Raw genomic sequence first — 15330 nt, 5'->3', positions numbered from 1 at the left:
GGATAGATCCTCGATATTTCAATTGTCAATTCTAATTTAAAATTGATGTTTTTATAGCGCTTGAGATTGGTTCATCTATTCATGCTGCATAAATGACAATCAAAATTCTAGACCGTAACCATACAAAAGATTAGTAAAAAAAAGACATAGCTTTTGTAGGCTAGATTGCTATCTAAGCTATGAAAAAGCAATAGAAGCGTAATCACTTCAAAAAAACGCAAGGGTAGGCGAAAATGAAACATTGCTCAAATTGTATTCTATATTTCTTCAAAATCAAAACCTACTTTTACTTAAATTAAAGTGCTAGATTTACTACATATGTAGCCTTTTTTTTCCATCAAAAGTCAATACAACCTTCAAATTAAGAACTGAATGTCATCAAATTACTGGAAATCTCTGAGTGTTTTAATTGCTATATTTATCCTTACGACCACGCAAATTTTTGCGCAAAACGTCGTAGTCTCAGGAATGATAAAGGATGAAAAGGACAAATCACCTTTAGCATATGTCAATATCATCGTGCTTTCTTCTGCAGACAGCAGTTTTATATCAGGGACTGTCTCTAGTGATGAAGGTAGATTTTCGCTTCCTGCCATCAAATCCGGTAAATACATTATCAATTATTCTTTTGTTGGTTATAGCTCAAAATCCAATTTTCTAGAAATAGGCCGCTTAAGTGATTACCTTGATTTGGGAAACATACTCCTTTCGGAAAACTCTGAGGAACTGCAAGAAGTGATCGTATCTGGTCAGAGAGAGGAAGTATCTTCAGCTTTAGACAAAAAAACCTTTACGTTGGAAGATAATATCAGTCAATTGGGAGGATCTGTACTACAATCGCTCCAAAACCTCCCTGGAATCACGATAGATCAGAATGGGACAGTATTTCTTCGTGGTAGTGACAAAGTAGCCATTCTTTTGGATGGAAAACAAACAGCAATCACTGGCATCGGCGCACAATCAGGTTTGGAAAATTTCCCTGCTTCATCTATTGAAAAAATAGAAATCATCAACAATCCATCATCCAAATTCGATGCTACAGGAAATGCAGGTGTGATCAATATTATTTTCAAAAAAGAAAAAGAAGAAGGTTGGAATGGAAAAGTAGGAATGATCGGTGGATTGGGAAATATGATAGAGAAAAGGGAAAGCTTAGCTGGCCTAAGAGACCAATATCGATTCACGCCAAAACTCAATCCATCTGCCTCTCTTAATTATAGAAAAGGCAACATTAATGTGTTTTTTCAAGGAGATGTACTTTGGCACAAACAAATGATGAAAAGCGAGTTTACAGACCGAGTCTTTGATGATGGCACACAAATTCGCCAACAATATATAGAGAACAGAACCCAACCGATTTATAACCTAAAAACTGGCTTTGATTGGAATCCAAACGAAAGGCACTCTATCACATTTTCCGGACTATTCAACTATAGGGAATATACAGACTTGGGCGATATTCTCTATGAAAATGCCGTGACAGATCAAAGGCAACGCTTGTGGCAATATTTTGAAAATGAAGTCAATCAAACTTTATTTGCTTCAATTACCCATCGATACAACTTCAAGCAGCCAGGACATCACCTTACTTCCGCTTTCAATTACTCTTTCCGAAGAAAAGATGAGGTATTTTTCTTTACCAATGAAGAATTGGACTTTGTAGGAACTGACACTACTGCCTTGATAGCAGATGAGAATATCTATGACCTTACTTTAGATTACCAAAAACCGCTTCGTGCTGGAAGAATGGAACTAGGAACAAAGCAAAGGGCGAGAGTTTTCCCAAACCTTATCACCTTCAGTCCAGGAAACAACTCAATATTAGATCCGGGACTTGCTGGAAGTGCTGAGTATCAAGAATGGCTATCGGCTGTCTATGGTAATTATATCCACGAAAAAAACAACTGGGAATTGGAAGCTGGACTAAGGGTGGAATATGTGAAAGTTGACTATTTGGTAGACCCAAACCATGCTGTTTTTGAAAGTGCAGGTTTTGATTATTTTGAACCATTCCCCAGCTTGAGAGCTACTTACAATATCAATCCACAAAGCAATTTCAGCGTTTTCTACAATCGTAGAGTGGATAGACCCGAAGAAAAAAACCTGAGGGCTTTCCCAACTTACGCAGATCCAGAAATCCTCAGCATTGGTAATCCTACACTGGTACCTCAATTTACCCAATCTGTCGAAGTAGGCTACAAACAATCCTATGACCTTGGATATTTCTATGGCGCTGTCTACCACAGGGCATCTACCAATATCCTGACGAGGATCACCACTGAAATCCCGGGGTCAAACAGATTGGTTACGATAGATCAAAATGCTGACCGAGGCTGGAACTCGGGAGTGGAGCTGGTACTTTCCCAAAAAATCGGAGAAAAATTCACCTTGAATGCAAATACGAATGTGTATCAAAATAGAATCGGTGCATTTTCGCTTGAAAATGCCTACCCGACTGATATCACATTCAGCAGAAATGAAGAAAGTGCAATTACAGGAAATGTAAAAATCAATGGCCTTTTCAAGCTTGCAAATAGCCTAAACATCCAGTTGAGTGCGATCTATCTCGCTCCTGATATCGTACCCCAAGGCAAAATCCTTGCACGCTATCATGTCGATGGTGGCGTCAACAAGAAAATCCAAGATGGAAATGGAGAACTTTTCTTCAATGCAAGTGACATCTTCAACACCCTGATCATCAGGTACCGATTGGAAGGAAATAATTTCACCCTAAGGTCAAATGATTATTTTGAAACACAGGTTTTCAGGTTTGGGTATAGCTATAGGTTTTAGTCAGCCTAGCAAATCTTATTATTCCAATAATCACAAGAAACCATCTTTGCTGTTTAAATAATTCTGTACTATTAATATTTCCTGTAATTTACTCTATAGTGAACAATCAGGAGAAATATAAGCATTACCTATCCATCCAGACCTTAGTCAATTTTCAGAAAAGTAATTTTTATCACAAATACCCTAATTGATTATCCCTATCATTGTAAAAGTAAACGAGATTAAACGTCTCATTTTGCTTTCTAAAGATTGAATAAAACAAAACATAAAAAATAAAAAGACATGTTTTTCGAATTAGTTTATGATAAGAGTTTGGCACAAGCCAGTTATGTAATAGGATGTCAAGCAGGTGGAATAGCTGCAGTAATCGATCCAAAAAGAGATGTTGACACTTACCTTCAGATTGCTAAAGCCAACAACATGAAGATCACCCATATCTTCGAAACACACATTCATGCAGATTTCCTGAGTGGTGCCAGAGAATTGGCTGAATTGACAGGTGCAGAAATGTACCTTTCTGACGAAGGGGATGAAAACTGGAAGTACGAATTCCCTCACAATAAAATCAAAGGTGGTGACAATATAAAATTGGGAAACTTGAATTTCGAAGTAATCCACACACCTGGACATACTCCTGAAAGTGTAAGCTTCCTACTGACAGATAAGCCTGCCTCGAGTGAACCTGTGATGTTATTTACGGGAGATTTTGTGTTCGTAGGTGATGTTGGAAGACCGGATTTACTCGAACAGGCAGCAGGCATAAAGGGTACACAGGATATAGGTGCGGCACAGATGTATGATTCTTTGCATGAATTTGCGAAGCTTGGAGACTTCATCCAAGTATGGCCGGGTCATGGTGCAGGTTCTGCCTGTGGTAAAGCTCTAGGGGCTGTCCCAAGTACAACAGTGGGATACGAGAAAATCAGAAACTGGGCATTACAACTTTTGAATGATAAAGTTGCTTTTAGCAAAGAACTCTTGGCAGATCAACCTGAACCACCAAGGTACTTTGCAATGATGAAAAAGCTGAATAAGGTCGATAGAAAACTTTTAACTGAAGTTCCTCAGGTAAAAAACCTTGGTAAGGCTGATTTTGATCAAGTAAAATCAGAAGGACTAAAAGTAATCGATACTAGACCATGGCAAGATTATGCTAAAGGATTCCTCAAAGGAACACTCAGCATCAGCAACAACAATTCCTTTTCATCTTGGATGGGCTGGTATTTGACTTATGAAGAGAACTTCGTGTTGATCGCAGAAGATGCACAGATAGAGGACTTGACTAGGAAATTGATGCGCATAGGTCTAGACAATTTAATCGGCTATATCACACCAAGTCAATTGGCAGAATTTGAAAGTGGAAATCTCTCAACATTTGAGCCAATTTCAAAAGAGGTAGTCAAGGCAGCTATAGAAAAAGGAGACACACAGATTGTAGATGTAAGAGGTGCCGCTGAGTTCAAAAAAGGACATATCGAAGGTGCAGAAAATCACTTCGTAGGTAAGCTTGACAAAAACTTAGACAAAATTTCCAAAGATAAGCCTGTGATCATCCACTGTCAAAGTGGAGCAAGAGCAGCTATCGCTTACTCTGTTTTAACTGCCAATGGATTTGATAATATTCAAAACTATTCGGGTGGTTGGGCTGATTGGAGCGCTTAAAAATTTGATTTAGATAGGTAAATTGGTTTGTTAAAATCCACCCTTGGTTTAGGGTGGATTTTTTTTGTTTTCTAAAAAACAATCTCGCATTTTGTTTTATACAAAAAACATTATGTGCTTTTGTTTTATCGGGAGAACAAAATGGAAAGGTTAATTGAATTTTTTAAGAGGAAACTGATAGCCACACCTCCAAAATTCAAAAGATATTTAAGTGACAAGATTGATTGGACATAAAGACTGATTGTGATATTAGGTCATAGAGGGACTGGGAAAACTACGCTTATGCTGCAACATATGCATGAAAGCCCTTTCAAACCACATCCCTTAAGTTTGGAGATTTGATATTGGATAGCAATTACGTTTTCGAACTTGGTGGCCCCACAAAAACCAAACACCAAATCGAAGGAATTCTAAACGCTTTTATTGCTGCAGATGGCATTAAAAGTGGCGCAGGAAGTAAAATTCCGCTTTGGTTATTCGGCTTTTTATATTAGGGAAGAACCTCAGGATTTTTATTGGTTCAAATTCTAGTTCTCATCTCTGGTAGCTTTGATCCAATGAAATATTTTATCTTCAAGATAATGTAGCAGTTTTACTTTTGGTCTTAAACTTCCTTTGGTAATAAATAATAACAGGAGTAAAAATCACAGTAGGCAATAGCCAAGCAATGAATACGGGGTCACTTTGCCAATTAATCAAAAGAAAAGCTGTGAAGGTAGCTATAAATGCGCCCATCATACGGCTGATGTGCATTCCTAGAAACCAATTTTTGGAAAATGTATGTAACTTATCACCTGCTTTAAAATCCATCCAAAGCATTGATAAAAGAAAAAATCCAAATACTGTAAATACAATCCCAAAGTCTCCTAAATCAGCTACGCCATTGATTCCAAAATAGATGATTGGTATCAAGATAGTAGCCAAAGCAACAATGCGAAAGAACAAGTCTAAATTTGAAAATTTTGGAAGCTTACTTTTTCTCAATTGTAGATACCTCCGTCCTGTCAGAGTCATATAAGTGCTAAATCCCCCAATCATCAACAGAAACATATTTCCTTTTGGAATTGCAATCACAAATGCTGTGGTACCTATACCTATCATACACCAATAATAAACGATTCCAGATACATTATGATTCTTGCCACCTTTGGGGAAGAAAATGGCCAAAACACCTGCCAGCAATGCTGTAAATCCAAAAGCTACATGAAAGTAAAGTGTGATTTTAAGTAAGTTTTCCATTTGATTTTTTTTATTTCAAATGTAGCTCAAACCTACCTTCATTGCACAAAATAGGGCTTTGTAGCAAGTTTAGGGATAAATGACAAAGCTATTCACTCAAAAATTCCTTGACTTTACTACCGAATTTGCGCGAAACTGGCACTATCATTTTCCCTTCATCCAAAAAAAGTTTATATCCTTGAGCATTTCCAGTAATGCGTTTGACTTGATGAATGTTCACCAAGTATGACCTATGGCATTGTATGATTCCAACATGACTCCATTGAGCGGCAATCTCCGAAAGCGTATTTCTGATCAATTGCTTTTTAATCCCCTCTTCACCTTGGAATACCACTTCCACATAATTGTCAGCGGATTGCATATAATACAATTGAGACAACTTGATTTCCATATCATCTTGGCCATATTGTGATTGTAAAATAATCGTAGAAGGATCATTTTTAGCAAATTCAAGGTTCGACTGTGAAATATTGCTCTCCATTACAGCCGCTGCTGTAGTGTACTTGTCATGCAGTTTGTTATACCTGTAAATCACTAGGAAAAACACAGGAAATACACCCACAGCAAAAGTGAAGGCGATGGATAATGAAAAGGAATGTAGTGTCAAAGTGACCCCACCTATACAAACAGTATAGATAAAATTTCCAAATGAAATCAATCCCAAAATACTCAGATTTTGTACGATTTCTTTCCCTGTGGTCCAGGTAGATTCATCAAAATAACTTGAAAAAAGCCACTTGACCCCACCATTAAAAAAGAGCATACACATAAAGGTGACAATACCATAGCCCGTGATCAAGGGAAATTTATAAGCTGTTGGGATCTGTTGCAGACCAAATGGTTGAAAAATCAATAAAAAGCTAGCAACAAAAAGACCAATCAGAAAAGCTAAACGAATTATACTTTTCCAATTGGTGGTTTCACAAGGATAAGGTTGCTTCAGAAAAGCCAGCATTTTTATTTCTTCTGATGTCTATCTATCAACACATCCATGACTTCATCAAGCTCGTAGCCTTTTGCTTCCAATAGCACTAAGTAGTGATAGAGTAAATCAGCTGCTTCTCCCATGAAAAGCTCTTTGTTGTCATCTTTAGCTTCGATCACAATCTCCACAGCTTCCTCCCCTACTTTTTGGGCTACTTTATTGATGCCTTTGGCAAAAAGAGATGCTGTGTAGGATTTGTCAGTAGGATTGTTTTTACGGTCTTTGATGATGGCTCTAAGTTCATCTATGAAGAAGGTCTTGCTTCTATTTTCTTCGGAAAAACAGGTATCGTCACCAGTATGACAAACAGGTCCAACTGGTCTGGCTTTGACCAAGACTGTATCATTGTCACAGTCCACAGTCAAGGAAACGACATTCAGGAAATTTCCTGAAGTTTCTCCCTTCGTCCAAAGTCTGTTTTTTGTTCTGGAGAAAAACGTTACTTTTTTGGTATCCAAAGTGATGTCCAAAGCTTCTTGGTTCATGTAGCCCAACATCAAAACTATGTTGGAGTCTGCATCTTGAATTACTGCAGGCACAAGGCCATCTACTTTTTCGAAATCTATTTTCAGTTTGTTCATTGTTATCTAGAATTCGACCCCATTAGGGTCGTAGGTTTAATGGGATTTGAATTTATTTACCACCGTGTTTCACACGGGGCTCCGCCACGGCGGACAAGTTACTCATGGTTAGACCCTGCCTACGTCAGGCAGGCCCATTCGGGGTTGATTACATCTTCGCTATCTCGTTTCTAACTTCTAGCTTCTCGCCTCTCTCTGTCTTGAGTCTTGCATCTTGTATCTCATGTCTCAAATCTCAAATCTCATTTTCTAACCGCAATATATTCACCGCTAAGATAGGCCTTCAATTCGGGAATTGGAATTTCTTTGAAATGGAAAATGCTTGCGGCCAAAGCAGCATCTGCTTTTCCAAAGGTAAATACATCCTTGAAATGTCCGATATTTCCTGCTCCTCCAGATGCAATTACCGGGATGGAAAGCATGCTGGATATTTCTGCGGTAATTTCGTTGGCAAAGCCTGCTTTTGTACCATCATGGTCCATGGAGGTCAAGAGAATTTCTCCAGCACCTCGTTCACAGACTTCTTGTGCCCAAGCTTGTGTTTGCAAGATAGTTGCTTTTCTTCCTCCATGTGTATGCACAAAGTCAATTCCATCGACATTTCTTGTATCTATAGCCACCACAATACATTGGCTCCCAAATTCAAGCGCCATTTCATTGATGATGTCTGGATTTTTTACTGCTGCGGAATTGATTGAAATTTTATCGGCCCCTGCGTTTAGCAAAATTTTCACATCCTCCACAGTTGAGATCCCTCCTCCCACGGTAAATGGTATATTGATGGCTTTCGCTACTTTGGTCACGAGCTCTGCCAAAGTTTTTCGCTTGTCCACAGTTGCAGTGATATCCAAAAACACCAATTCATCCGCACCTTCATCTGAATATATCTTAGCTAATTCTACAGGATCACCTGCATCTCTTAACTCCACAAAATTAACTCCTTTGACCGTACGGCCATCTTTGATATCTAGGCAGGGGATGATTCTTTTTGTCAGCATTTTGGATTGGGGAATTGAAAGATTTAAAATTAGAAGATTGTTGGAAAGTTTGAAAGTTGTAAGGTTGTAAGGTTAGCTTAAGCGAGATTGGAAGATTTTTAAATTATAAGAAGATAGGAATAATTAATCTTCTGCACTTCATAATTCATCGTTTGACATTCGATATTCGACATTTTTAATTTAGAATTTTGAACTCCGAATACTGAATCAAGAAGTAGTTTAATTGCCCCTTTAAGGTAGTTCTAGTCGTCTCTAGCTTCTCAAAAAGCAGCTAGCTCTTCAAGGCTGATTCTTCCTTCGTAGTAGGCTTTGCCGACTATGGCTCCGTACACACCTGTTTTTTGAAGTTCTTCGAGGTCTTTGACATTGGACACACCACCGCTTGCAATCAATTTGATATTTGGGATTTCTTGAAGGATCTCTTTGTACAAGTCCACTGATGGCCCCTGAAGCAAACCATCTTTGGCTACATCAGTACAGATCACGTAGCTGATCCCTTTGGCGTGATAATCCTTAATGAAGTCTATCAAATCCATGGATGTAGTTTCCTCCCAACCTGAAATAGCAATTTTCCTATTTTTTGCATCAGCTCCAAGGATGATTTTTTCTCCTCCATATTTTGCAATCCAAGATTCAAACATGCTTGGATTTTTCACTGCTATACTTCCTCCTGTCAACTGATACGCTCCCAACTCGAATGCCAAGGCTATATCTTCATCAGACTGTACACCTCCTCCAAAATCTACTTGAAGGGATGTGCCTGAAGTAACGGATTTTAAAACTTCTTTATTGATAATTTTCTTTGCTTTAGCACCATCCAAATCCACTAAATGTAACCTCTTGATTCCAGCATCCTCGAATCTTTTAGCCATTTCCAATGGGCTGTCATGGTATTCTTTCTTCTGATTGTAGTCGCCTTGGGTAAGCCGAACACATTTTCCGTCGATGATGTCTATTGCGGGTATGATATACATTTTAATTGTAGATTTTAGATTGGTGATTTTAGATTGGTGATTTTAGATTGGTAGATTTGAAAATTGGAAGAACTTGTCCGCCGTGGCGGATTTTAAAATTACAAGATTGTTGGAAGGTTGGAAAGTTTTAAGGTTGGGAGTCCTCCCCGCAATTCTGCGGGACAAGCTTCTCCCGAATGCTTTCGGGATCGAGGTGGCTTAGTCCTGTCTTGAATCTAGCTTTTTGTTTCTCGCTTCGCGTTTCTTGACACTTCGTCTCGCATCTCGTTTCTAGTCTCTCGCTTCTAGTCTCTCGCTTCTTTGTACTTATCACTTCGTACTTCCTACAAGCTAAGGAAATTCTTCAAGATCCTTTCTCCTACCAAGCCGCTCTTTTCGGGATGGGCTTGCATGGCGTAGAAGTTGTCTTTGTGCATCAACCCAGCAAATTCATGCACATAGTTAGTCGAAGCGATGGTATAATCACTAAGTTCACAGTAAAAGCTATGAACATAATATACAAAGGATTCATCACTGAGACCTTTGAGCAATGGGGTTTTGAGATCAAAGAGATTGTTCCAACCTACGTGGGGAACTTTGAAATCAGCTATATTTTCAGGTATGAACTTTTTGACTTTGACAGGAAACACACCCAAACATGCTGTGTCATTCTCTTCGGAATGCTCACAAAGCAATTGCTGCCCAAGACAAACACCAAAAAAGGGTTGTTTAAGATTTGGAATCAATTGGTCTAGCTGCTTTTCTTTCAGATATCTCATCGCTGTGCTTGCTTCTCCCTGACCGGGAAAGATAACTTTATCAGCTTTTGAGATTTGATCTAGGTCATCTGTCAAAATCGCTTCTGCACCAAGCCTTTCTAATGCGTAAAGAACAGATTGGACGTTGCCTGCATTGTATTTGATGACTGCTACTTGCATTTTGGATTTTAGATTTTAACCCCGATTGCTTTCGGGTAGATTTTAGATTTGGAAGATTCAAAATCCAAAACTGTTGCTCTTTAATTATAAGATTGCAAATTTAAAAATAAATCCCCCTGAACAATGTTTATTTAGAATTCTTATCAAAAAAATATATGAGTATCCGCAATGTTGCACGTTGGGTAAGAAGTAGCTTTGTAAGTTGCGAATACTCGTCATCAGACAATAGTTCACAGTCAACAGAAACACAAATCGATCCTCCAAAAATCTATTATTTGGCTACGCGCAAGAAAGCTGATACACATAAAAAAATATGAGTATCCGCAAAGCCGCAAGCTAAGCAAGGGGTACCACTCCCATGATGGAGCAAATTACGTTTAGAAACAGCGATAATATCAAGCCTGAATTTTACAATTCTTCAAAAACTTCTCTTGCGGGCAGAAACACTGATTCTTCCTCGAAGTCTAGCAGCCTTTTGATAGCCAACCTTCCCATCAAGTAGCTCAAAGTGGATTCGGCTCCTTGGTTGAGGTTGACATTGAATTCCTCTATCCCGTCATAACAGCCACCTGTACAGGGATTGTAAACTATTTGATTCAAATGGTTGTCTCCCAAAAACCAATTAAAGGCAGTTTTTGCTTTTTGACTGTAAGACTCAAGGCCAAAAACATGATAAAATTTTTCCAAAGCCATAATCGTATATGCTATATCAATAGGTTGCTCTCCTCCTACGGGAGCAAAAGATGTCTCGTTCCTTACATGCCAACCTTTGTTGGAAATGACTTTGATTTTTCCATCGATAAAGATCTTGGAAAGCAAAAACTCAAAGCTTTCTTTGGCAACCACTTTGAACAATTCGAAATTGGTACTTAGATAAGCACAAAGTAAAGCTTCTGGCAATAGGCTATTGCCATAAGTCAGATAACTTTCGAACCAATGCCAATCATTTGACTTTTCATGTGCATACATTTTCACCAATCTATTGCCAAGTCTTTGAATCAAAGATGTGTTTTCATTTTTGTTTTGATAATGCAATCCTTTGATGACAAATGCCATTGCACGGGTCGAGTGAATTTTATCTAAATGAGGCAGTGCTTTTTGAAGTATTTTTTCCGCTTCATCTACATATGTATCAGGCAAAATTTCATTGAGAGAAATGACATAGCCTAAAGCCCAAACAGCCCTTCCATTGCTATCTTCGAGGTTTTCTGGGTAATTTTGAAAAGAAAATTCTTCATTTACATTCACGTAATTCAAAAACTCTCCATTGAACTGCATGCAATATTTGACAAATTTTAAATATTTGTCAATCAATAAAAGGTCTTCTTCATTTTTGTAAAGTTGATAATGCTGACAGATGGCGATCAAAGCCCTAGCATTGTCATCCAAAGTATATCCCGATTCCAAATCAGGCGATGCGATTTTTGAAAATTGAATCATCCCAAAATCAGTAGTCATCTTTTTGATATGATCCAAATTGATTTTTGGCAAGGAATATTTAATCTCAATTTCGTTTTCAGTAAGATTTTTGAAAACCATAGTATGGGCAATTGCTGAATTTTGCCAAGCCGTAAATGCCATTTTGTGAAAACTATTAGAAGAAATCTCAGCTCTTAATTTTTCATTTCCCAAAAGAGAAATGACTGCTTTCGCCAATTGTTGAGGATTTTCAAAATCTACTATAAGCCCATTATTTCCACTTAAGACTTCTTTTGCATGGGGAATTGGGGTTGAAATTACAGGACTACCTGAGCTCACAGCATAAGAAAATGTACCGCTTACTGCTTGATTGGGGTCATTGGAAGTAAAGAGGTAAACATCAGTAAGTTGAAGATATTCCAATAAAATAGGTAAGGGCAAGTATTCATTAACAAACCTTACGTGCTTTTCAAGCTGTAATACTCTGACTATTTCATGCAATGAATCTCTATACTTTTCACCTTCTTCCTTTACAATGTTTGGATGTGTTTTGCCCAAAACCAAAAACAGCACATCGGGATGCTGCTGAATGATGCTTAGCAAGGCATTCAAGGTAGTTTCAATGCATTTGCTCTTCCCTAACAATCCAAAAGTTGAAAGTACTTTTTTGTCTTCAAGGTTATATTTCACCTTCAAACCATTACTTTCCAAAGGTGATAGCAAATGAGTTCCATGAGGAATAATGGTGATTTTTTCAGCTTCTAAATTGTATTCTTCTACCAAAATATCTCTAGCGCTCTGTGTCATTACTACAATTGAAGCGGCATTAGCAGCCATGTCTAGTACTTGACTTCTCATGTCTTCAGTCGGATTTGGAAGTACAGTATGAAAAACAAAAACTATTGGTTTTGAAATACTATAAATAAAAAGGTTAAAATCATTCAGTTCGGAAGCAAACAATCCAAACTCGTGCTGAATCACAATCAGCTTTACATTATAGTCTCTATTTAGATTGAAAGCAGTTTTTGCATAGGAATTTCTATTATCAGTATTCAATACAAATTTTGGCTTTTGTTCGTAGGTAAACTGCTCCTTAGCAGATTCCAAAGCACAGATTGAATATTTGAAGCTTTCTCCAAATTGGTTTTCAAGAGCCTGAACCAAATCTTGGGTATAAGTGGCTATTCCACATTGTCTTGGTGGAAAAGATGTGACAAATATGATTTCAGGAAGATTTGATCCGTTTTCGGTCAAAGTGATGTCTGTCAATGATAAAAATCCACCTTCTGAGTTGGGATATTTGAAATTAGAAAATTTCGGAAGAGATGAAATGAAATTTCTCATAAGGTTAGTGATTTCTTTGTTTTTGGATTATACTCAGCCAATTCTGCTAAAAGCTCCTTGAGGCTTACCGAGGCTACTGCTATTCGCTCATCAGCAGCCCCATAATAGATATAAAGATTATCTCCATCCAAAATAGCTCCTGTTGGGAAGCATACATTGTTTACTTCACCTGTAGTCTCCCACTCTTCTTCGGGGGAAAACAATGCATAAGGTAGTCTGGAAAGCTCTTTCCTTGGATCATCTAAGTCTAATAAAGCGACGCATGCAGCATATACATACCCACTTACTGAATCTTGAACACCATGATAGACCATCAGCCAGCCTGCTTCTGTTTCTATAGGTGGGCAACCTCCTCCGATATAACTTATTTCATGCTGATGTTTTGGAGCTAACAAAATGTGGTGTTCAAAATGGGAAAAATATTCTTGCCAAAACTCAACCGTAAGATCCTCCAATTTGTCCAACCCAACGACGATTTGGATATCTGGCTTGATCCTATGAAGAAAGCAAAATTTATCATTTATTTTTCTCGGGAAAAACATAAAATTTTTGTCCCAAACAAAAGCTGTTTGCTTCTGGCTTTTTTGTATTTTCTTATATTCGTTGAATCGAATGTATTTTTCATTTATAGCACATTCAAGATCCGTGAAATGTCTGAAATCTTCATATGTAAATTGAGGCAAAATGATCCCACGCTTTTCCCAATTCACTAAATCTGTAGAGGTCGCCAAGGCGCCCATTGCATTGACACCATCGTAGGCTGTGTAGGTGAGGTAGAAGATTCCTTCAATTTCAACTATTCGAGGATCTTCCAAGCCATGAAATTCATAATCAAACTGCGGGAGTAAAACTGGCTTTTCAGATCTACTTTCAATCACCGTAGGTGTCGAAAGCTTACAATAACCGATAGTCGAATAATTTCCCTTGGCTACTGCTCTGTAAAACAAATGAATGGTGCTTCCAACCTTGAATGCAGCAGGATTGAGCACACCTTCACTTTCAAAACCCTTGTCGGTTTTGTCAAGTATAATTCCATGCTTAATTACTTTTACCATATTTTAGTATTTGAAAGTACAATGTCCGTTTGGGTGTGCTATTTCTTAAAGTATGAAGCTATTCTTCGTAGCCACTTTTGATGACTGTAGTGATCATCTTGAATTGTTCGTTGGCTGTAAAACTGTGCTTGGAATGGGCAGGAATGACAATCCCCTCTCCCAAATTCAAATAGAACGTCTTATCCTCAATCTTCACCTCTGCAGTACCATCAATAATTTGAACATAAGTATCAAAAGGTGTTGTCTTTTCCCCTAGTTCCTCTCCTAATGCCATGGATGTAGCCGTTACATTGCCGGTGGTTTTTTTGATAATAGTTTTACTGACTACTGCATTGGGAATGTATTCTATAATCTCTATGATAATATGCACTTTGCCTTTTTCAAGTACTTCGGGATTTTTCATTGTTTTGATTTTTTGATGATTTGATATAGGTCTTTTGAGATGTTTTACATGAACATTTCGCTTTTTCACCTAATCTGTAAAAGATTGAATTAAACAGAAGCTTTCTTAATAAAATAGTTTACAATTAAAGCATCTCTATTGACACGTTGCTAAAATTCACTATTAAGGCAAAACCAAAAGGGAATGATATATAGCTATATCATAAAGGTCACCAATTAAGCTGCCGAAATCATTACATAATTAGAACAGAATCTTGTATAATTTAATGAAGGGAGGAGGGAAAAAAAATCTTATAGGTCCTCTAAGTTGAAACGCTGCCTTCTAGACAAAGACTTGAAAAATGTAGGTGTCAAACCCGTCACTTGCTTAAACTGTCTTGACAAATGAGAAACGCTATTGTAATGCATGAGGTAAGAAATTTCTGTCAGATTTAGCTCATCATAAATGATAAGTTCTTTGATTCGCTCTACCTTATGTATGATTATGAAATGTTCTATGGTAATGCCTTTGGTTTTGGAAAAAATCTCAGCGAGCTTGTGATAATCAAGCCCTAACTTCTCGCTCAAAAAAACGGAAAAATTCACTTTGGGCAATTCGTCAGAATAATGGACCATTTCGACTATTACATTTGTAATTTTTTCGATGAGCATAGCTCTCTTATCATCCATCAGTTCCAAGCCTGATTTATGCAAACCTTTTTTTAGCTTTTCTCTTTTTCCTGTTTTGTGCGGGTGTATTTTAGTTTAAAATTAAGTGTTTGAATTTCATTGCCTTAGATTGTTTGATTTTGTATTTTTGGGTGTCTCGGACTATTTTTAGTTTATGTTTGTAAGACGCAAAAAGAATTCCAGCGGTAGCTTTAGTGTACAGATTATCCAAAAAGTGGGAAGAATCAATAAAGTTGTCAAGTCATTAGGTAGTTCTTTTGACGAATCAGAGCTTATTATTCTTGAAAGGCAA

At 37.7% G+C, this 15330-nt stretch carries 12 protein-coding genes; 2 read left to right on the top strand and 10 right to left on the bottom strand.

Going from position 1 to position 15330, the window contains the following annotated elements; genetic code table 11:
- The first annotated feature begins 372 nt into the window (after positions 1–372).
- Positions 373–2793, top strand: a complete 2421-nt coding sequence (locus MM213_RS15665) for a TonB-dependent receptor (protein WP_241413755.1) — start codon at positions 373–375, stop codon at positions 2791–2793.
- A 282-nt stretch (positions 2794–3075) separates the two neighbouring features.
- Entirely contained in the window at positions 3076–4455 is a 1380-nt protein-coding gene (locus MM213_RS15660) for an MBL fold metallo-hydrolase (RefSeq protein WP_241413754.1), read from the top strand.
- 573 nt (positions 4456–5028) lie between these two features.
- Here the strand turns inward: MM213_RS15660 and MM213_RS15655 are convergent.
- The 10 genes from MM213_RS15655 to MM213_RS15610 form a co-directional block, all read right to left on the bottom strand.
- Positions 5029–5694 (bottom strand): DUF2306 domain-containing protein, encoded by a 666-nt coding sequence (locus tag MM213_RS15655; protein ID WP_241413753.1) that lies wholly within the window; start codon positions 5692–5694, stop codon positions 5029–5031.
- An 88-nt stretch (positions 5695–5782) separates the two neighbouring features.
- Positions 5783–6649 (bottom strand): LytTR family DNA-binding domain-containing protein, encoded by an 867-nt coding sequence (locus MM213_RS15650; protein WP_241413751.1) that lies wholly within the window; start codon positions 6647–6649, stop codon positions 5783–5785.
- A 2-nt stretch (positions 6650–6651) separates the two neighbouring features.
- A complete protein-coding gene (hisIE, locus tag MM213_RS15645; RefSeq protein WP_241413750.1) occupies positions 6652–7260 on the bottom strand; it encodes a bifunctional phosphoribosyl-AMP cyclohydrolase/phosphoribosyl-ATP diphosphatase HisIE in 609 nt (202 codons plus the stop codon).
- A 242-nt stretch (positions 7261–7502) separates the two neighbouring features.
- Positions 7503–8258, bottom strand: coding sequence for an imidazole glycerol phosphate synthase subunit HisF (gene hisF / locus MM213_RS15640; RefSeq protein WP_241413749.1), 756 nt, complete (start codon positions 8256–8258; stop codon positions 7503–7505).
- Positions 8259–8518: 260 nt separating this feature from the next.
- A complete protein-coding gene (gene hisA / locus MM213_RS15635) occupies positions 8519–9232 on the bottom strand; it encodes a 1-(5-phosphoribosyl)-5-[(5-phosphoribosylamino)methylideneamino]imidazole-4-carboxamide isomerase (protein WP_241413747.1) in 714 nt (237 codons plus the stop codon).
- A gap of 323 nt (positions 9233–9555) precedes the next feature.
- A complete protein-coding gene (gene hisH, locus MM213_RS15630; RefSeq protein ID WP_241413745.1) occupies positions 9556–10149 on the bottom strand; it encodes an imidazole glycerol phosphate synthase subunit HisH in 594 nt (197 codons plus the stop codon).
- A gap of 408 nt (positions 10150–10557) precedes the next feature.
- Positions 10558–12912 carry a glycosyltransferase gene (locus tag MM213_RS15625; RefSeq protein WP_241413743.1) on the bottom strand — a complete coding sequence of 785 codons (2355 nt, stop codon included), beginning with the start codon at positions 12910–12912 and terminating at the stop codon, positions 10558–10560.
- Positions 12909–13967 (bottom strand): glycoside hydrolase family 130 protein, encoded by a 1059-nt coding sequence (locus MM213_RS15620; protein ID WP_241413742.1) that lies wholly within the window; start codon positions 13965–13967, stop codon positions 12909–12911. Before MM213_RS15620 ends, MM213_RS15625 begins: the two co-directional genes overlap by 4 nt.
- 58 nt (positions 13968–14025) lie before the next feature.
- Positions 14026–14370 carry a cupin domain-containing protein gene (locus MM213_RS15615; RefSeq protein WP_241413741.1) on the bottom strand — a complete coding sequence of 115 codons (345 nt, stop codon included), beginning with the start codon at positions 14368–14370 and terminating at the stop codon, positions 14026–14028.
- Between the two features lie 290 nt (positions 14371–14660).
- Positions 14661–15062 carry a helix-turn-helix domain-containing protein gene (locus MM213_RS15610; protein ID WP_241413739.1) on the bottom strand — a complete coding sequence of 134 codons (402 nt, stop codon included), beginning with the start codon at positions 15060–15062 and terminating at the stop codon, positions 14661–14663.
- Positions 15063–15330: the final 268 nt, after the last annotated feature.

This window comes from Belliella alkalica (assembly GCF_022549785.1).
GTDB classification, from domain to species: Bacteria; Bacteroidota; Bacteroidia; order Cytophagales; family Cyclobacteriaceae; genus Belliella; species Belliella alkalica.
Note: the sequence above shows the minus strand (reverse complement) of the source record. Positions and strands in the feature narration are given on the sequence as shown.